This window comes from Rathayibacter festucae DSM 15932, from assembly GCF_004011135.1.
GTDB lineage: Bacteria > Actinomycetota > Actinomycetes > Actinomycetales > Microbacteriaceae > Rathayibacter > Rathayibacter festucae.
The window spans coordinates 333,627-350,800 of the sequence record NZ_CP028137.1; the positions used below are offsets into that span (position 1 = coordinate 333,627).

The following is a 17,174-nucleotide window of genomic DNA, read 5'->3' on the forward strand; positions in this document are numbered from 1 at the left end:
CACGGAGTCAAGGAGGACACCATGACCAACGAACAGCGATTCCCGAACCTCACCCGACGAGGCTTCCTCTACGGCGCGACCGCGCTCGGCAGCACCGCGCTCCTCACCGGCTGCATGGGCGGCGGCGGGGGCGGCGGCGGTGCGGGCGGCGGCGGGATCGTCCTGCAGTCCTCCCTCTCCGACCCGGCCCCGAAGGCGGCGCTGGAGGCGCTCGTGAAGAGCTACTCGAGCGGCTCCGTCACCCTCAACACGGTGGCGATCGAGCAGTTCCGCGCGCAGCTCTCCACCTACCTGACCTCGGGCAACCCGCCGGACGTGCTCACCTGGTACGCCGGCTCCGTCGCCCGCGACTACGCCGCGCAGGACCTGCTGCTCGACCTCTCCGACCTCTGGACCGGCGACGGGGCCGCGGCCGGCTACTCCGCCGCGCTCAAGGACCTCTCGACCGACGCGAGCGGGAGGCAGATCTTCCTGCCGACGAACTACTACTGGTGGGGCGTCTTCTACCGCAAGTCGGCCTTCGAGGAGTGGGGCGTGGAGGTGCCCACCACCTGGGACGAGTTCATGGCCCTCTGCGAGACGCTGCAGGGCCAGGGCATCGTGCCGCTCTCCAACGGCATCGGCTCGACGCCGTGGATGGCGTCCGGCTGGTTCGACATCCTCAACCTCCGCGTGAACGGCGCGGATTACCACAAGGAGCTCCTGGCCGGGAAGTCGTCGTTCGACTCGACCGAGGTCAAGAACGTCATGAAGTACTACGCCGACATCGTCCCGTTCATGGATCCGAACGCCCCCTCCTACGCCTGGCAGGACGCGGTCACGCCGCTGGTGCAGAAGAAGAACGCGATGTACCTCGTCGGCGCGTTCATCAGCCAGAACATGCCGGAGGGCGAGGGCGACGACCTCGACTTCTTCTCCGTCCCGGTGATCGACGCGAGCATCCCGACCGCGGAGGAGGCGCCGACCGACGGCTACTTCGCCAGCGCGAAGACCAAGGACGCGGACGCCACCAAGGCCTTCCTCTCCTACCTCGCCGGGGCCGAGAGCCAGTCCGCCTACATCTCGGCCTCGCAGTCGTCGAACCTGCCGACCTCGCCCGACGTCGACACCTCGGTGTTCTCGCCGCTGGTGCAGAAGGGCGTCGCGCTGCTGGCCGGCACCGAGCAGATCACCCAGTTCTTCAACCGCGACTCCTCCGACGACCTGCAGACCACGGCCGACGCGGCGCTCACCAAGTTCATCGCCCAGCCCGGCGAGGTCGACAGCATCCTGAAGGAGTGGCAGACGGCGGCCGACAAGGTCTTCAACCCGTGACCGGGACGACCAGGGCGGCCGCCGTGGAGCGGCCGCCCGCCCCTTCGCCGGGGACGCCGCCGGAGCCGCCCGCTCGCCCGCTGGTCCGCTCGGGGAAGGGGCGCCGGATCACCCGGGTGCCCGCGGTGGTCTGGCTCTTCCTGCTAATCCCGCTCGCGGTCGAGCTGGCCTGGGTCTTCTGGCCGGCGATCAACTCCTTCTACCTCTCGCTCACCCGGTGGAACGGGATCGGCGAGCCGGAGTTCATCGGCCTCGACAACTTCGTCGACCTCGGCTCGGATCCGATCTTCGCGACAGCGCTGGTCAACAACGTCATCTGGGTGGTCGGCTTCGGCGGGCTCTCCGTGGCGATCGGGCTGGCGCTCGCCGTCGCGCTGAACAAGCCGCGGCGCGGCGTCGGGATCTACCGCAGCGCGATCTACCTGCCGATGGTCTTCTCGCTCGCGGTGACCGGCCTGTTCTGGCGGGTGATCTACCAGCCGGACGGTGTCGTCAACAGCTTCCTCGGCGGGATCGGCCTGGGCGACCTCGAGCGGCAGTGGCTCGCGGACCCGACGCTCGCGCTCTACGCGGTGCTGGTCGCCGCGGTCTGGCGGCAGTGCGGCTACATCATGGTGCTCTACCTGGCCGGGCTGAAGGGCGTGGACCCGAGTCTCGAGGAGGCCGCCCAGGTCGACGGCGCCTCGCGGACGCAGCGCTTCTGGCGGATCGTGATGCCGCAGCTGAAGGGCGTGAACGGCGTCGTCTTCGCGGTCACCGTGATCGACTCGCTGCGCACCTTCGACATCGTCTGGGCGATGACCCGCGGCGGGCCGTACAACTCGACGCAGCTGCTCTCGACCTACATGTTCCAGGAGAGCTTCACCGTGCTGAACCTCGGCTACGGCTCGGCGATCGCGGTCGTCATCTTCCTGCTCGCGATCGTCTTCATCATCAGCTATCTCGTGCGCGCCACGAAGGAGGAGGACTGAGATGGCCGTCATCGCTCCGGTCGCGCCCGGTCTCGCCGCGCCGACCCTCCCTCGCCGCCGGGTGAAGGGCTCGTGGATCTTCCACGCGATCATGGCGCCGGTCGCGCTGCTCTGGGTGCTGCCGATGCTGTTCGTGCTCTTCGTGGCCGTCCGCAGCTTCGACGACATCACCGGCAACGGGCTCGGCGCCCTGCCGGCGAGCTTCAGCTTCGACGGCTTCGTCACGGTGTTCACGGCCGGGCTGGTCGGCGAGGCACTGGTGAACAGCCTGATCGTCACGGTCTTCACCGTGTTCCTGTCGCTGCTGCTCGCCTCCTGGGCGGCGTTCGCGCTCAGCCGGTTCCACATCCCGTTCCGCCGGGGGATCCTGCTGCTGATGCTGGCGGGCAACCTGCTGCCGCCGCAGATCCTGCTGATCCCGGTCTCGCGGATCACCGAGAGTCTCGGGATCTACGACACACTCTTCGCGCTGATCGTGGTGCAGGTCGGCTTCGGGCTCGGCTTCTACACCTTCGTGCTGCACGGCTTCATGCGGTCGATCCCGGCCGAGATCTTCGAGGCGGCGCAGGTCGACGGCGCGGGGGTGCTGCGCACCTACTGGCGGATCCTGCTGCCGCTGTGCCGGCCGTCGCTCGCGGCGCTCGGCGCTCTGGCGACGACCTGGATCTGGAACGACCTGATCTGGGCGGTCACCGTGCTGCGGACCGAGACCAACTTCCCGATCACGGCGGCGCTGCTCAACATCCAGGGCGGCTACGTGAGTCAGTGGAACGTGGTCGCCTCGGGCGCGGTGGTCGCGGCGATCCCGACCGCGATCGTGTTCTTCGCGTTCCAGAAGCAGTTCGTCTCGGGGCTGATGGTGGGCTCGAGCAAGTAGGGGGATGCACGAGGAGAGGGCCGGCTGTTCGCAGCAGGCCCTCTCCTCGTGTGCGCGGTGTGCGCGGCGCGTGACGCCCCCGCCCCCTCAGTCGCGGTGGAAGAGCAGGAGCGCGGGCAGGCTCGTGGCGAAGTAGTCGGTGGAGCCGTCCTCGAGGGTCGCCTGCGGGGCGTCGAACCGGGGACGCGCCTCGCCGAGCGTCGACGGCGGCGTCGCCGGCTCGAGGCCGAGCGCGGCGCGAGCCGCGTCCCAGGCCGCGAGGGTGCGGCCCTCGCCGCCCTCCCACGGCTGGAAGCGGCGCGACTCGAGGAGCGACAGCGCCTCCTGCGCGCGCCCCGCGGCGATCAGCAGTCCGGCGTACTCGACGGTCAGGTCGTCGCGGGAGAGCGTGAGGTCGTGCTCGTCCTCGAGGCGCTCCAGGCGGTCGGCGGCGGAGTGGCCCAGGCGGTCGGCGAGCTGGTCGAGCTCGTAGAGCAGGCGTGCGTCGCGTGGGGCGAGCTCGCGGGCGCGGAGGTAGTGCGCCCAGGCGGCGTCGTCGTCGGCCTCGTCGTTGTAGGCGGCGAGGCCCGCGTTGCGGTGGGTCACGGCGTCGGCGCCGCCGTCCGCGATCGCGCGGCGCCAGTGCTCGGCGGCCTCGGCGCGGCGGCCGGTGTCGTAGAGGAGCATGCCGAGCAGCGCCCGGGCGGTGCTGTCGGCGGGGTCCGCCTCGACCGCGGCGGTCAGCGCGTCGTGCGCGTCGAGGCCGGCGGGGAAGGCGCGGGTGAGATCGAGCGCGCGAGTGTCGACGGGCTCGCCGAGCCGGGCCAGGAGGTAGGCGGCGATCGGCGCGGCGTTGCCCGCTCCCGAGGTGCCGGCGTTCCCGCCGGCGACGGCGCGGAGCAGTCGGCGGGCCTCGCCGGTCTCGCCGAACGAGGCGAGGTCGAGCGCGACGTCGATGCTCTCGTGCGCGTCGGCCGGGTCGGTGCCGGTGAGCGTGCGGGCGAGCTGGTCGAGCGGATCGAGGCGCAGGGTCTTGTGGAGGGACCGCTCGGCCTCGCCGACGCGGCCGAGCGCGCGGAGGCAGACCGCGCGCAGGGCACGGGCGCGGAGGTCGTCGGTGTCGAGGCGCAGCGAGGTCGCGAGGTCCTCCAGCGCCGCGGCGTGGTCGCCGGCGGCAGCGGAGAGCCTCGCGCTCTCGAACAGGGCGGCGTGCGCCCACTTCCCGACCCAGGCGGCCTTGCCGAAGGCGGTGGCTGCCTCGGTCGTGCGGCCGAGGCGGCGCAGGATCAGCCCGCGCAGGTAGAAGGCCTCGGTGTCGGCCGGGTTGCCGTTGCGGGCGGTGAGGCGCCGGATCGCGGCGTCGGCGTGGGCGAGGGCATCGGCGTACTCGCCGCGGCGGTAGGCGTGGTCGGCGAGGGCGAGGTGCACTCGCGCGTCGCCGGGATCGCGGCGCAGCGCCTCCTCCCAGTAGGGCAGCGGCGAGCGGGTCGGGTGCCGGTACTGCGCGAGGTGGACGCCGACGAGGTAGAGCTCGTCGACGGAGGCGGTCTCGGCGGGTGGCAGCGGCTCGGTCGCGATCTCCGGCTCGGCGTCGTCGAACTCGGCGGGCACCTCGTAGTCGAGAAGGGTCGAGCCGTGCGAGACGACCGTGATGCGCAGACCCTCCGGGCCGGTGCGGGTGGTCGGCAGGTCGGCGAGCAGCGGCTGCCCGGGCTCGAGGTCGACGGTCCACTCGTGCAGGACGGCGCCGTCGGCGCGCAGGGTCGCGGTCGCTCCGGGGAAGCGGCGGGTCGTCGCGACGCCCACGCGGACGCTCCCGGCCTCGACGTCGAGGTGCACGGCCGCGTCGCGGGTCGCCTGGTGCGCCACTCCGATGCCGCTGATCGGGTACCAGTACTGCGAGAAGGTCTTGGTCTCGCCGGGCATCAGCCAGGAGAAGTCGGGCTGGTTGTCGGTGTAGACGCCCGCCATCAGCTCGACGTAGGGGCCGTCGGCGTCGGTGAGCTGCGCGTCCCAGGCGTGCCCGAACGGCGCGTCGCCCCAGGTCCACTGCTTCTTGCCGGGCGCGAAGCGGCGGTCGGCCCAGTGCACGAAGCCCGCTCCGGCGCGGTGGTCGTAGCCGCCGAAGAAGGAGTCGTCGGTGCGGACGACCATGTAGGAGGTGGGGACCGGGATGTTGCGGTACCAGTCGATCCGGTCGGCGGGCGGGCCGTCCTTCGTCGATCCGTCACCGCGCTCGGCCGCGAGGGCCGGGTAGTCGACGCCGTAGTAGGGGCGGTCGGCCGCCGGGAAGGCGGTGATGGCGCGGCGGGCGTGGTCGGCGACGTAGCGGACGTCGCGCGGGAAGAACGACTGGTAGTCGTCGTGCACCCGCGCCGCGACGTTCGCCCACCAGAGGAAGGTGTGCCGCTCGCTGGTGCGGTTGTGCAGGCGCACGTCGAGCTCGACGAGGCTCGAGCCCGGGTGCAGGCGCACGCCGTGCAGGCCCTTCATCCGGCTGAACGGGTCGTGGTCGCTGCACCAGACGACGACCGAGCCGTCCTCGGCGCGCTCGAGGCTCCAGGCGGTGGGCAGGTAGGTGCCGGGCCGGTGGTGCTGCGGCCAGTTGAACTCGACGCCGCCGCTGATCCACGGGCCGGCCAGGCCGACCAGCGCCGGCTTGATGACGGTGTTGCGGTAGAAGAAGTCGTAGCCGGTGGTCTTGTCGTAGCCGGAGTAGATCCGGCCGCCGAGCTCGGGCAGGACGACGACCTGGACGAACTCGTTCTCGAGGACGACGACGCGCCACTCCTGGTCGACGGCCTCGGAGGCGATCCGATCGATGAAGGGCAGCGGGTACACCCGCCCGCTCGAGCCCTGGTAGACGCGGCGGTCGAGGAACATCGGCAGCTGCACCGGCTCCTCGGGGGTGTAGGTCGGGAGGGTGATCGTCGTCTCCCAGACGGCCGCCGCGCCCTGCGCGAGGAGGTCGGCCGCCGCCGGCGGGGGCGCGATGAGCTGCGAGGCTTCTGCGATGACTGCCATGGGACGAGGGTAGAGAGCGCGGCGAGGGCGGAGGAATGGGTGATCGGCCGGGTCCCCTGGACGATTCGCGGGCGACACCTCTTCTCGGTGGCTGCTCCACCGGGTGTTGCGCGCGCGGGCCTGAACGAACCTGCTCAGTCGGAGTCGATGCCCCAGCGGAACTCGGCGCGCTCGCCCGGCTCCAGCTGGCGGAGGCCCTCGCCCGAGTTCAGGGCGTCGGGCGGGGCGGTCATCGGCTCGATCGCGATCGCGGGCGGGCGCCGGTCGCGGTCGATGTAGAGCTGCAGGGCGGTGAAGGACGCGTCGGCCCAGAGCGCGGTGCGGCCGTGGCCCGGGGCGCTGACGTCGGCGCGGACGGTGCCGTCGGGGTCGCGGTCGAGGGCGGTGAAGCTCGCATGCCAGGGTGCGTCGCGCTCCGGGACGCCGGCGCGGAGGTCGAAGGGCGTGCCCGCGACCGGGCGGCGCTCGCCGGAGGGCAGGTGGCGCTCGTCGAGGACGTGGCGCTCGCGGGCGGGGAGGCGGATCGTCGGCTGCTGCGCCTCGCCGGCGCGGAGGTAGGGGTGGACGCCGAGCGCGACCGGGGCGCTCCTGCTCGACTCGTTGACGAGGACGTGGCGGGCGTCGATCCCGGCGGGGCGCAGCCGGTAGCGGACGCTGGTGGCGAGGGTGAAGGGGTAGCCGGGCGGGGAGTCGAGGCGGGCGTGCAGGACGACGCTGTCGGCGGTGCGCTCGCCGACGCGGTAGCGGGTCGTGGTGAGGAGGCCGTGGTTGGCCGAGTGCGTCGCCGGGTCGGTGATCGCGAGCTGCTGGACGGCGCCGTCGAGGAGCCAGCGGCCGTCGCGGACCCGGTTCGGCCAGGGGACGAGCACCGCGCCGGCGGCTCCGGGCGGCTGGTCGCCCTCGTAGGGCTCGACGAGGGCGCGGCCGCGCACCGCGAGGGTCCGGATGCTCGCGGCGACGGGGTTGATCGAGGCGCGGACGGAGCCGTCGGCGCTGACGAGCTCGATGTCGGGCACGGGTCGACCGGCTCAGCGGCTCGCCGGCGCGGGCCGACGGCGGAGGCGCGGAGGGAGAGGGCCCTCGGCTCGCAGGGGATCGACGCCGCTCATCGCCGACGCAGGATCGCCTCGAGCTCGGCGACGACGAGGTCTGGCCGGGTGAGGAAGGGGTGGTGGCCGGTCGGCAGGTCGATCGAGCGGGTGGCGCGCTCGGCGTGAACGCGCTGGAGGCCGACCGAGGTGCTGCGGTCCTCGGTGCAGACCAGGTAGCTGGAGTCGACGCCCTGCCAGCCGGCCACGGTGGTCGGGGTGGTGAAGGCGGCGATCGACTGGGTGGTGACCCGCTCCCAGGCGGCGCGCTGGGTGCTCTCGTCGGCGTCCTGGAGGAAGCGGCGGCCGAACGAGGCGGCGTCGTAGCCGGCGACGCCGAGTGTGCCGTCGTCGCCGGGGGTGATCGAGACGGGGTCCGTCTCCCCGGCCATGATGTCGCCCTGCGCCGAGCCGATGTCGGGGAGGTAGGAGGAGATGTGGACGAGGTGGGCGACGGCGGCGTGCGCGCCGGCCTCGGCGATGACGGTGCCGCCGTAGGAGTGGCCGACGACGATCGCCTCGTCGTCCTCGATGTCGTCGAGTGCGGCGCGCAGGGCGGCGGCGTCCTCGACCAGGCCGGCGCCGGCGCGGTCCGCGGCCGACTCACCACAGGAGGGCACGGCGACGGCGCGGCTCGCGACTCCGGTGCGCTCGAGGAGCAGCTCGGCGGTGCGGTGCCACCACCAGTCGCCGTCGCGGACCAGGGCGCCGTGCACGAAGAGCAGTTCCATGGCAGGAGTCTGCCCGCGATCCTCCGGCGGCGCCTCCCCGGAGGACCCGAGTCCGCTGACAGCGGAGCGCGGGGGCGGTCCCCGGGTCGGAGCGGGCGTTCTCGGCGTCCGGAGGGCGTTCCACCGGGCTTCGCTCAGGAGGGCCCGCCACTATCGAACCTGTTACCCGACGGAAGGTCCCCTGTGAGCACTCTCAAGCGCATCCTCAGCATGGCGTCGAAGGCGCTCGACTCGAAGAGCTCGTCGAGCTCCTCCGCACGTCCCGCGACCGGTGGCGGCACGGACTGGCGCGACATGGTCCGCTCGGCCGCGAACGCGGTGACGGGCGACTCCCGCGCCGCGTCCTCGACCACGGCCGCCTCGAACGCCTCGGCGCCCCGCACGCCCACCCCGGCCTACGGCTCGCCGCACCCCTCGGCCCGCCCGCAGGACGCCCGGCCCGCCGCCGTCGCGCCGGAGGACCGCGCGGCGATCGCGCGCTACGACTACCTCCTCCGCACCGCCGACCCCGAGCAGCTGGAGCAGGTGCACCGTGACGCGTTCGCCAAGCTGACCCCGGCGCAGCGCGCCCAGGTCGAGGGGCGCCTGCGCGACGAGCTGCCCGCGAACGAGCAGCCGCGCTCCTCCGCCCCGGACGACCTCGCCCGGGCGGCGACACGCGGCGAGGCGCACAACCCCGGGTTCCTGAAGAGGATGTTCTCCAAGCCCGGCACGAAGGGCGCGCTGGCCGGTGCCGGAGTGGGCGCCGTCGCCGGCGTCGGCCTGGGAGCCGCGGGCGGACTGCTTGCGGCGGTCGCGGGCGGCGCGGTGCTCAGCAGCGTCGCCGGTCCGCTGCTCGCGCAGGCGGCCGGCATGGGCGTGGACTTCGAGAACTTGGCCGGCGGGCTGGGCGAGTTCGGCGATCTGGGCGAGTTCGGCGACATCACCGGCGGCGCGGGCGAGTTCGTCTCCGGTGCCGGCGAGCACGTGTCGGGGCTCGGCGAGCAGGTCTCGGACTTCGGCTCGAACTTCGAGATGCCCGATCTCGGCGGGCTCGGGAACCTCTTCGACCGCTGAGTCAGCGGGCGCGGCGCCGCACGAGGAGTGCGAGCGCCGTGCCCACCACTCCCAGCAGCGCGAGTGCGGCGCCGGTGATCGCGACGGCGGTGGTCGACCAGTCCGGCGCGGAGTCGACGACGGTGCCGTCGAGCAGCTCCCAGCGGCAGGTGCCGCCGAGCGGCCACCAGGACCAGGAGCCGGCGACGAGCGAGCCCTCCTCGGCCGGGACGCTACCGACGCCGGCGAGGCAGACGTCGTCGAAGCCCTGCGCGGCGAGGGTCGAGTACTGCAGGGCGACCAGCCCGAGGAGGGCGAGGCCGACGACCAGCGCCGTGAGCGCGGTCAGCAGTGCCACGCGGCGCGGGGTGAGGAAGCGGCGTCTCGCGGGGGCGGGGGTCGGCGCGCTCATCCGTCGATGGTGTCACGCGGCGGCTGGGAGGTGCCGGCCGCGCGTTAAGCCGGTGATCCCGGGGCGGGAGCGCGTTCCGCCGCGTGGAGGGCTCCGGTGCGCTCCGATCGCCTGCAGATCGGACCGGCGGTGACCGGGCGGAGGTGGTGGCGGCGGCGGGCGGCGAGGGAGGAGGGGGCTCAGAACCGGTGGCCGGCGAGCCGGAGGGTGAGAGCGAGCAGCAGGGCCGTCGCCGCCAGGCCGACCGCGAGGAGGAACATCCGCGGATCGTAGCCGGTGACCGCGAGGGGCAGCGGGGCGCCGAGGACGGTGCCGATCTGCACCACCGCCACGTAGGCGCTCGCTCCGGCGCCGGGTCCGCCGCCGCTGGTCCGCTCGAGCAGGAGCAGGCCGATGCTCTGGTAGCCGGCGGCCGCGACCGCGTAGACCGCCTGCGAGACGAGCAGCGCGGGGTAGGACTGCGTGCTCGAGAGGATCGAGAACGCCAGAACGCCGGCCAGCGCGACGACGGCGAGCGTGAGCACGCTGCCGCGGGCCGAGCTGAGCCGGGTCAGCGCGGGCAGCGCGGCGAGCTCCAGGACCGCGGAGGCGAGCAGCACCGGTGGAACGTGCGCGGCGGGGACGCCGGAGGAGACGGCGAAGAGGGGCAGATAGATCGCGCGGAGCGTGTCGACCGACTTCAGCAGTGCGACCAGCGCGAGGGCCGCGACGAAGACGAGGACGAGGCGCGGGCGGGTGGAGCCGTCACTCGGCGGTCCGTCCGGCGGAGCGGGGCCGATCGACCGGCAGTCGGTCGCGCAGGCCGCGGTCACCAGGGCGGCGGCGACCGCGGCGAGCAGCGGATCGAGCCCGGCCTGCGCGAGCAGCGCGTAGAGGATCAGCCCGAGGATGTAGCCCGAGATGAGGACCGCGCGCATCCGGGCGATCGACGACTCCTGGGTGTCACCGCGACCCTGCGCGGCGACGCGGCCGAAGAGTTGGGGCACGAGGGTGCTGACGAAGAGCATCAGCGCCCCGCCCAGGTAGAGCACGACGACGTGGCCGCCGCTGGCGCGCACGAGCAGGAGTCCGGCCGGGACGGCGAGCGAGGTCGCGAGCAGGGCGGACCGCGGGTAGCCCGCCCGGCGGATCCGGGGGACGAGGAGGGTGTTGTAGCCGATCGCGATCGCGGCGTTCACGACGAAGAAGACCGCGATCTGGACCTTGGCGAGTCCGGCGGCGTCCAGGGCGACGGGCACGCCGACCGCGGTGATGCCGCCGAAGACCGCGTTGCTGAGCAGTGCGCCTGCGAGGGGCCGGGGAAGCCGGGGCGCTGCGGCCGCCGTCGTCGGGAGGGCGTCGCTCGTCACTCGCACTCCTCCGGGCGCGCCCGGATCCCCTCGACGGGGCGGGACCGGGGTCCGCAGCCGTGATCGGAGATCCTCCGGTCGGCGGATGCCGACCCTCGGCTCGGGAGGAGACGCTAGCCGCGACCGCGCCCTGCTCGGAGGCCGCTGGCGCGCGGTACGCGGTCACCGTGGGACTCGAGGTGCACCGCCGCGGCGCCGGGCACGTCGGAACGGCGACTGCGAGGATCCTCAGGGGTTCGGCGACGTACCCTCGGACGCATGGGGTTTCTGTTCTCGCTGCTGACCGTCGTGCTGATGGTGCTGGCGCTCGTGGATGTCGTGCGTCAGCCGGACAACGTGGTCCGCAATCTGCCCAAGATCGTCTGGATCCTGCTGATCGTCTTCATCCCGCTGATCGGCGTGACGATCTGGTTCCTGCTCGGGCACGACTGGAAGAAGGGTGAGGGCGCCTCCTTCGTGCCGGGCGGGCGCACCCGCCGGCCCCGTCGCTCCAAGACGCCGCCGCCGCCGACCATGGTGGTGCGGCCGCCGACGAAGACCACCGAGGAGCAGCTCGCCGACCTCGAGCGCGAGGAGGCGCACTACGCGCGGCTCGCCGAGGAGCAGCGCCGGCTCCGCGAGGGCGAGCGGCCGCAGGACGCCTGAGGCGTCGAGCGGCCGCATCCAGCGCTAGCCTGCGGCTCCGAAGTTCGACGCCGTCCACTGCACCGAGGCGATCTTCGCCTGGCCCGCGATGCTGGGGTGGAAGTAGTCGGTGGTGCCGATCAGCGCCTTGGTGACGGGCGTCGCGGTGAGCGCGCCGCCGTCGTAGTCGCAGAGGGTGCCGGCGGCGGTGCACGCCTGCTGCAGGGCGGTGTTGTACTGCGTCGTCCGAGTCTTCGCGGCGGTGGCGGAGGCCGAGGCGGCGGTGCTGCTGAGGCGACCGCCGGTCGCGCTGACGCCGCGGGTGGTGCGGCAGAGGTTGCCGGAGGACCAGATCACCGAGCCGAAGCCGCCCTTGACGACGGCCCACTCGGCGGCCACGTTCGGCATCGAGGAGAGGACGATCTTCGCGGCGGGCCAGGTGCTGCGGATCTTCGTGATCGCGGCGCTCGCTCCGGTGCTGAAGGCGGCGGCCGTGGTCATGGTGTAGCCGTCGGCGGCGACCGGGTTCTTCGCAGAGCAGAGGTCGTTGCCGCCGATCAGCAGGGTGACGACGTCGGGGCGGACGCCGGCGGCGACGGCGGCGTCGATCCGCGCGGGGACGCCGGCGATCAGGTCGCCGGTCTGCGCGAAGTTCGCGGTGGTCACCGTGGTGCCCGGGTTCGCGGTGCGCAGGCGGCTGGCGAAGGAGTTGACGGTCGCGTTCGTGCCGGTGGACCAGTTGTTGCGCGGGCAGTCCGCGAACTGGCCGCAGGTGCCGTAGGCCTGGGTGATCGAGTCGCCGAGGCTGAGCACGGACAGGGTCGGGGTCGCGGCGGAGGCGGCGCCCGCGGGCACCACCGCCGCGGCCAGGGCGAGCACGGCGCCGACGGCGAGTGCGCGCACGCGGCGGCTCCCGGTGCGGCGCGGGCGGAGGGAGGTGGGGAGGCGCATGAGGGGAACCGCTCTCGGTCGGGGGACGGCGGTGGGGGCCGCCGATCCCGACGTTAGGCCTGCGGGGTCACCGGCGGTCCTGCGCGCGTGGCCCCAGAACGGGGCCCGCCGGGCCCCGCCCTGTCAGGCGGGACGGTCGCCGATCAGCCGCACCCGGCTGAGCGCCCAGACCAGGGCGCCGGAGAGGACGAACGCGACCGCGACGATCAGCACCGCGATCGCGACCGCGCCGTAGCCGTTCGCGGGGTCGAGGAACGGGTACGGGACCCAGCCGTCGGTCGCGCCGCGGACGAGGACGACCACCAGCCAGACGATCGGATAGACGGTGACGACCCAGAGGCGGCGCCAGGGCAGGGCCGGCCGGTCGGCGACGAGCAGCCAGTCGAGCAGTCCGTAGATCGGGAAGACCACGTGCAGCACCGTGTTGGCCCAGGGCAGCGTCACGCCGCCCGCCGTGCCGATGAGCAGGGTGTTGTAGACGATGCCGACCACGAGGATCCAGCTCGTCGCCGCTCCTCGGACGAGCGTCAGCAGCGGTCCCTGCGGTCGGTCGCCGAGCGCGACCGCCGCGGTGATCAGGAGCACGATCGCCAGGAGGATGTTGCCCTGGATCGTGAAGTAGCCGAAGAAGTTGACCGGCACGATCGGCGTCCGCGAGGCGGTGTCGAGGGCGGTGCCGAAGACGGCCGCGAGGACCGTCAGGGCGACGACGAGGCGCAGGACGGCGACCGGGATCCGGGTCGTGCGCGTCCCGAGGGCGGGGGAGGGCGGCGTCATCGCACGAGCGTAGCGAGCGCGGGGCCGGGGCGCGCCCGGCGGGTAGCCTGATCCGATGCTCACCATCGGAGTCGACCTCGCCGCGGAGCCCGTGCGGACGGCGGTGGCCGCGCTGGAGTGGGGCGGCGGCCGGGCGGTCGTCCGCTCGCTGGTGCTCGGCGCCTCCGACGACGACGTCGTCGCCGCGTCCCGGGAGGCGACGACGATCGGCATCGACTGCGCGTTCGGCTGGCCGCTGGAGTTCGCGGCGTTCGTCTCGGCGCACACCCGCCGGGAGGTCTCGCCGCGGACGCTCGCCGGGCGCGATTGGCGGCGACGGCTCGCCTACCGGGAGACCGACCGCGCCGTTCAGAAGGTGACGAAGAGGTGGCCGCTGAGCGTGTCGACCGATCGGCTCGGCATGACGGCGATGCGCTGCGCGGAGCTGCTCGACGCCTTCGCGGCGGCGGGCGAGGACGTCGACCGCTCCGGGGGCGGTCGGCTGGTCGAGGCCTACCCGGCGGCGGCGCTCCGGCTCTGGGGCGTCGACACCACCGGCTACAAGACGCGGCCCGAGGCGGTGGCGCTCGCCGTCGAGGCGCTGCGCCGGGCGGCGCCGTGGCTGGTGCTGCCGGCGGACGCCGCGGCACTGATGGCGCGCTCGGACGACGCCTTCGACGCGGTGATCGCGGCGCTGAACGCCCGGGCGCACGCCCTCGGACGGACGGTGCCGGTGCCGGAGGAGCTTCGGGAGGCCGCGCAGGCCGAGGGCTGGATCGCCCTGCCGACGTGTGGGCTGGACGAGCTCGTCGGCTGAGGCGTCAGGCGGACAGCTTGCGGTCGGCGGCCGAGGTGATGGCCTCGGCGGCGCGCTCAGCTTCCTCGACGGTGGCGAAGGGGCCGGTGAAGGCCCCGGTCAGGACGGCTCGTCCGGGTTCGATCTCGAGTCGGAAGCGGGGCAGCTCCGCCCCGGGAACGACGACGATCCGGACTCCGTTGCGACTCCATCGTGCGGGCTGAAGAATGGGGATCTGGGTCATTGGTGCTCTTTCGCGTGCATCGTGCTCGGAAGGCTTCCGCCTCGACCGTGCGTCCTCACGCTAGGTCCGCGGGTGTCCTTCCCGAACGGGGTTGACCTCCCAGGTGCGCGGAGGTAGTCACCGACGGGACACCGTGTCCTGCCTCTCGGCGGCGAGGGCGGACTCGAGCTCGGCGTCGAGGGAGAGGGCCTCTCCCGGCTCGCCGCGACGGGGGAGCGGGGCGGTGAGACCGCGCCGCACGCGGAAGCGGTGGCCGAGCACGATCCCCAGGAGCGCCAGGAGGAGGACGGCGAGTCCGGTCCCCGCGATCGGGATCGCGACCGTGCCGAGCGCGCCCGGGACGGCGTCGCCCTCGTCGGTGACGGTCAGGGTGACGCGGATCGACTCCGGGACGCCCTGCGCGTCCTGCTCCCGCGTGATCCGATCGAGGAGGGCGGTGGTGGCGGTGCGGGAGAGCTCGACGGCGCGGGCGGGATCGAACGAGGTGCCGATCACCGAGAGGAAGGGCAGGGTGAAGCGGCCGCCGTTCGACTCGTCGCCGCGCGGCTGAGTGGTGCGGCGGACGGCGCCGACGCCGTCGCCCTCCTCGAGCGGACCGGCCTGCTCGATGACGGCGGCGCGCACCTCCTCCCCGCTGGCGAGGTAGGCGTAGATCACCGCGGTGTTGCTGAGGTCGCTGAACTGGTCGTCCTCGACGCCGGGGACGCGCTCGACCCCGGGGATCTGAGCGGCGTAGGGGTTCCTCGGGCCGCCGCCGAGCAGCACGGTCACGGCGGCGCTGTGCTCGCGGTCGCCGCGGAGGGTGAGCCCCTCGTCGGTGACGGTGAAGTGCACGGCGGTCGCGACGATCGCCGCGAGGACGGCGCTCGCGACGACGAGGAGCTTGCAGCGCCAGAGGACGAGGAGGTAGGTCGGCATTTCCACTGCCTCAGCGTGACCGGCGGGACCTTTCGCCAGCCTGAACAGCCTCGGTGTCCTGCGGTCGGCCGGGAGCCGGCAGGCGGATCTCGAGCCGCGCGCCGCCGAGCGGGGAGTCGAGCAGGCGCGCCGTGCCGCCGCCCGCGCGCGCCGCCTCGGCGACGATCGCGAGGCCGAGGCCCGAGCCGCCGGTGTCGCGGGCGCGGGCGTCGTCGCGGCGCTCGAAGCGGAGGAAGACCCGCTCGCGGTCCTCGGCCGGCACGCCCGGGCCGTCGTCGTCGACGCGCAGGACCGCGGTGCCGTCCTCCTCGCGCACGGTGAAGGCGACGACGCCCGCCGCGTGCCGCCGGGCGTTCTCGGCGGCGTTGCGCACGGCGCTGTGCAGCAGCGGCTCGTGCCCGTGCACCTGGGCCGGTCCGACGTCCTCGGTGCGCACGTCGACGCCCAGCGCGCGGAGCCGCGCGGCCTCGGCGAGCACGAGGTCGTCGAGGTCGACGTCCTGCTCCTCCCCCTCGTCGCGCTCGTCCACTCGGGCCAGCAGCAGGAGGCTCGCGACCAGGTGCTGCATCCGCTCGCCCTCGTCCTCGACGACGCGGGCGAGGTCGGCGAGCGGGATCGCCTCCGGATGCCGCAGGGCGACCTGGGCGTGCTGCCGGACGGCCGCGACCGGGGAGCGCAGCTCGTGCGAGGCGTTCGAGACGAAGCGGCGCTGGGCGGCCTGCGAGCGCTCGAGGCGGTCGAGCAGGCCGTTCATCGTGCGGGCCAGGCGGGCGAGCTCGTCGCGGCCGGGCGGCTCCTGGACGCGGCGCCGGAGGTCGGCGGCCTCGATCGCCTCGACGTCGGCGCGGATCCGCTCGACCGGCCGGAGCGAGCGGCCGACGACGAACCAGACCAGCGCTCCGACGACCGCCGTGACGAGCGGCACGGCGACCGCGAGCAGCCGGACGGCCGAGCCCGCGGCGTCGTCGGCCCCGGCGAGGGTGCGCGCGACGACGACGGTCTCGCCCGGGTCGCCGCCGAGCTGGAGGCTCTCGGAGCCGACGACGAAGCGGGCGCCGTCGATCGAGGTGATCTGCGGCGCGTCGGACACCGGCAGCGGCACCGCGTAGACGAAGTCGTCGTCCGCGACCGCGACGACCGCTCCCTCCCGCTGCAGCTGGATCACGACCTCGTCGGTGTTGAACGGCGGCAGCCGCCCGGCGCTCTCGGTGTCGGTGGCGATCTGGCGGGCCTGCTGGTTCGCGGTGAACGCCTCGGCGTCGACGAGGGACTGCTCGAGCAGGGCGGTGAAGGCGACGGAGCCGGCGACCAGCACGGCGAGGATCACGACGGAGACCAGGGCGGTCAGCCGCACGCGGATGCTCCAGGGCGGGCGCCGGGACATCGGTCCTCAGCCCTCGACGAGCCGGTAGCCGGCGCCGCGGAGCGTGGTGATCGACTCCGTGCCGAACGGGCGGTCGAGCTTGGCGCGCAGCCGCGCCACGTAGACCTCGACGATGTTGAGATCGCCGTCGAACGCGTCGTCCCAGACGCCCTCGAGGATCTCGCGCTTGGCGACCACCCGGTCGCGGTGGCGGGCGAGGAAGTCGACCACGGCGAACTCGCGCGAGGTCAGCCGGATCGCGACGTCGCCGCGGTGCACCTCGCGGAGCGCCGGGTCGATCAGCAGGTCACCGACGCGGTGGACCACCGGCCGCTCCGGCCGCCCCCGGCGCACCAGCGCCCGGAGCCGCGCCACCAGGACGGAGTACTCCAGCGGCTTCACCACGTAGTCGTCGGCGCCGGCGTCGAGGCCCTCGATCTGGTCGCGGTCGCCGTCCTTCGCGGTCAGCATCAGGACCGGGGTCCAGTCGCCCTCGTCGCGGAGGGTCCGGCAGAGGGCGGAGCCGCTGAGCCCGGGCATCATCAGGTCGAGGACGATCGCGTCGTAGACCGTCTCGCGGGCCCGCCACAGTCCGTCCACGCCGTCGTGCGCGACGTCGACCGAGAAGCCCTCGGCCTCGAGACCGCGCCGGACGCCGTCGGCGAAGACCGCCTCGTCGTCGACCACCAGAATCCGCATCCCGCGAGTATCGCCGGTGCGGCGCGACCGGCGCTCGGGGAGC

General features: G+C 73.6%; 17 protein-coding genes. 6 read left to right on the top strand and 11 right to left on the bottom strand.

All coding sequences use genetic code 11. The features are described from left to right. The first annotated feature begins 21 nt into the window (after window positions 1-21). Genes C1I64_RS01675 through C1I64_RS01685 form a run of 3 tightly spaced genes read left to right on the top strand, consistent with a single transcriptional unit; the run spans window position 22 to window position 3,162 of the window. Complete coding sequence (locus C1I64_RS01675; RefSeq protein WP_127885992.1) at window positions 22-1,314, top strand: ABC transporter substrate-binding protein; 1,293 nt, start codon at window positions 22-24, stop codon at window positions 1,312-1,314. Next, a complete protein-coding gene (locus C1I64_RS01680) occupies window positions 1,311-2,285 on the top strand; it encodes a carbohydrate ABC transporter permease (protein WP_243586335.1) in 975 nt (324 codons plus the stop codon). Before C1I64_RS01675 ends, C1I64_RS01680 begins: the two co-directional genes overlap by 4 nt. Window position 2,286: 1 nt before the next feature. Further along, window positions 2,287-3,162 (top strand): carbohydrate ABC transporter permease, encoded by an 876-nt coding sequence (locus C1I64_RS01685; RefSeq protein ID WP_185019943.1) that lies wholly within the window; start codon window positions 2,287-2,289, stop codon window positions 3,160-3,162. A gap of 87 nt (window positions 3,163-3,249) precedes the next feature. Here the strand turns inward: C1I64_RS01685 and C1I64_RS01690 are convergent, their stop codons facing one another. From C1I64_RS01690 to C1I64_RS01700, 3 genes are all read right to left on the bottom strand, one after another. Further along, window positions 3,250-6,165 carry a DUF5107 domain-containing protein gene (locus C1I64_RS01690; RefSeq protein WP_127885993.1) on the bottom strand — a complete coding sequence of 972 codons (2,916 nt, stop codon included), beginning with the start codon at window positions 6,163-6,165 and terminating at the stop codon, window positions 3,250-3,252. Window positions 6,166-6,299: 134 nt separating this feature from the next. After that, window positions 6,300-7,181 carry an aldose epimerase family protein gene (locus C1I64_RS01695; RefSeq protein ID WP_127885994.1) on the bottom strand — a complete coding sequence of 294 codons (882 nt, stop codon included), beginning with the start codon at window positions 7,179-7,181 and terminating at the stop codon, window positions 6,300-6,302. Window positions 7,182-7,270: 89 nt separating this feature from the next. Then, a complete protein-coding gene (locus C1I64_RS01700; RefSeq protein ID WP_127885995.1) occupies window positions 7,271-7,984 on the bottom strand; it encodes an alpha/beta hydrolase in 714 nt (237 codons plus the stop codon). A gap of 183 nt (window positions 7,985-8,167) precedes the next feature. Between C1I64_RS01700 and C1I64_RS01705 the strand changes: the two genes are divergently transcribed. Continuing rightward, window positions 8,168-9,040 carry a cation-transporting ATPase gene (locus C1I64_RS01705; protein WP_127885996.1) on the top strand — a complete coding sequence of 291 codons (873 nt, stop codon included), beginning with the start codon at window positions 8,168-8,170 and terminating at the stop codon, window positions 9,038-9,040. Window position 9,041: 1 nt separating this feature from the next. Here C1I64_RS01705 and C1I64_RS01710 read toward each other — a convergent pair whose 3' ends face one another. Then, window positions 9,042-9,431: a hypothetical protein gene (locus tag C1I64_RS01710; RefSeq protein ID WP_127885997.1), complete on the bottom strand. Its 390-nt coding sequence runs from the start codon at window positions 9,429-9,431 to the stop codon at window positions 9,042-9,044. Window positions 9,432-9,610: 179 nt separating this feature from the next. Then, entirely contained in the window at window positions 9,611-10,780 is a 1,170-nt protein-coding gene (locus tag C1I64_RS01715) for an MFS transporter (protein WP_127885998.1), read from the bottom strand. A 258-nt stretch (window positions 10,781-11,038) separates the two neighbouring features. On the opposite strand from C1I64_RS01715, the gene C1I64_RS01720 reads away from it, so the two are divergent. Continuing rightward, entirely contained in the window at window positions 11,039-11,425 is a 387-nt protein-coding gene (locus tag C1I64_RS01720) for a PLD nuclease N-terminal domain-containing protein (protein WP_127885999.1), read from the top strand. Window positions 11,426-11,449: 24 nt separating this feature from the next. Here C1I64_RS01720 and C1I64_RS01725 read toward each other — a convergent pair whose 3' ends face one another. Both C1I64_RS01725 and C1I64_RS01730 read right to left on the bottom strand, forming a co-directional pair. Continuing rightward, window positions 11,450-12,355 (bottom strand): SGNH/GDSL hydrolase family protein, encoded by a 906-nt coding sequence (locus C1I64_RS01725; protein WP_127886000.1) that lies wholly within the window; start codon window positions 12,353-12,355, stop codon window positions 11,450-11,452. 123 nt (window positions 12,356-12,478) lie between these two features. Beyond that, window positions 12,479-13,132, bottom strand: a complete 654-nt coding sequence (locus C1I64_RS01730) for a Pr6Pr family membrane protein (protein WP_127886001.1) — start codon at window positions 13,130-13,132, stop codon at window positions 12,479-12,481. A gap of 55 nt (window positions 13,133-13,187) precedes the next feature. Between C1I64_RS01730 and C1I64_RS01735 the strand changes: the two genes are divergently transcribed. After that, the gene (locus tag C1I64_RS01735) at window positions 13,188-13,928 is read left to right on the top strand and encodes a DUF429 domain-containing protein (protein WP_127886002.1); all 741 of its coding nucleotides are present in this window, start codon (window positions 13,188-13,190) and stop codon (window positions 13,926-13,928) included. Window positions 13,929-13,932: 4 nt separating this feature from the next. On the opposite strand, the gene C1I64_RS01740 is transcribed toward C1I64_RS01735, so the two are convergent. From C1I64_RS01740 to C1I64_RS01755, 4 genes are all read right to left on the bottom strand, one after another. Continuing rightward, window positions 13,933-14,151 carry a hypothetical protein gene (locus tag C1I64_RS01740; protein WP_123445207.1) on the bottom strand — a complete coding sequence of 73 codons (219 nt, stop codon included), beginning with the start codon at window positions 14,149-14,151 and terminating at the stop codon, window positions 13,933-13,935. A 117-nt stretch (window positions 14,152-14,268) separates the two neighbouring features. After that, on the bottom strand, window positions 14,269-15,069 hold the full coding sequence (locus tag C1I64_RS01745; protein ID WP_127886003.1) for a hypothetical protein: 801 nt from the start codon (window positions 15,067-15,069) through the stop codon (window positions 14,269-14,271). A gap of 10 nt (window positions 15,070-15,079) precedes the next feature. Beyond that, complete coding sequence (locus C1I64_RS01750) at window positions 15,080-16,453, bottom strand: sensor histidine kinase (protein WP_127886004.1); 1,374 nt, start codon at window positions 16,451-16,453, stop codon at window positions 15,080-15,082. A gap of 6 nt (window positions 16,454-16,459) precedes the next feature. After that, window positions 16,460-17,131 carry a response regulator transcription factor gene (locus C1I64_RS01755; RefSeq protein ID WP_123702432.1) on the bottom strand — a complete coding sequence of 224 codons (672 nt, stop codon included), beginning with the start codon at window positions 17,129-17,131 and terminating at the stop codon, window positions 16,460-16,462. Between the last annotated feature and the right edge of the window lie 43 nt (window positions 17,132-17,174).

Coding starts and splice junctions, on each gene's coding strand:
- C1I64_RS01675 (WP_127885992.1), top strand. CDS start 22: ATGACCAACGAACAGCGATTCCCGAACCTCACCCGACGAGGCTTCCTC.
- C1I64_RS01685 (WP_185019943.1), top strand. CDS start 2,287: ATGGCCGTCATCGCTCCGGTCGCGCCCGGTCTCGCCGCGCCGACCCTC.
- C1I64_RS01690 (WP_127885993.1), bottom strand. CDS start 6,165: ATGGCAGTCATCGCAGAAGCCTCGCAGCTCATCGCGCCCCCGCCGGCG.
- C1I64_RS01700 (WP_127885995.1), bottom strand. CDS start 7,984: ATGGAACTGCTCTTCGTGCACGGCGCCCTGGTCCGCGACGGCGACTGG.
- C1I64_RS01710 (WP_127885997.1), bottom strand. CDS start 9,431: ATGAGCGCGCCGACCCCCGCCCCCGCGAGACGCCGCTTCCTCACCCCG.
- C1I64_RS01720 (WP_127885999.1), top strand. CDS start 11,039: ATGGGGTTTCTGTTCTCGCTGCTGACCGTCGTGCTGATGGTGCTGGCG.
- C1I64_RS01725 (WP_127886000.1), bottom strand. CDS start 12,355: ATGCGCCTCCCCACCTCCCTCCGCCCGCGCCGCACCGGGAGCCGCCGC.
- C1I64_RS01730 (WP_127886001.1), bottom strand. CDS start 13,132: ATGACGCCGCCCTCCCCCGCCCTCGGGACGCGCACGACCCGGATCCCG.
- C1I64_RS01735 (WP_127886002.1), top strand. CDS start 13,188: ATGCTCACCATCGGAGTCGACCTCGCCGCGGAGCCCGTGCGGACGGCG.
- C1I64_RS01740 (WP_123445207.1), bottom strand. CDS start 14,151: ATGACCCAGATCCCCATTCTTCAGCCCGCACGATGGAGTCGCAACGGA.
- C1I64_RS01745 (WP_127886003.1), bottom strand. CDS start 15,069: ATGCCGACCTACCTCCTCGTCCTCTGGCGCTGCAAGCTCCTCGTCGTC.
- C1I64_RS01750 (WP_127886004.1), bottom strand. CDS start 16,453: ATGTCCCGGCGCCCGCCCTGGAGCATCCGCGTGCGGCTGACCGCCCTG.
- C1I64_RS01755 (WP_123702432.1), bottom strand. CDS start 17,131: ATGCGGATTCTGGTGGTCGACGACGAGGCGGTCTTCGCCGACGGCGTC.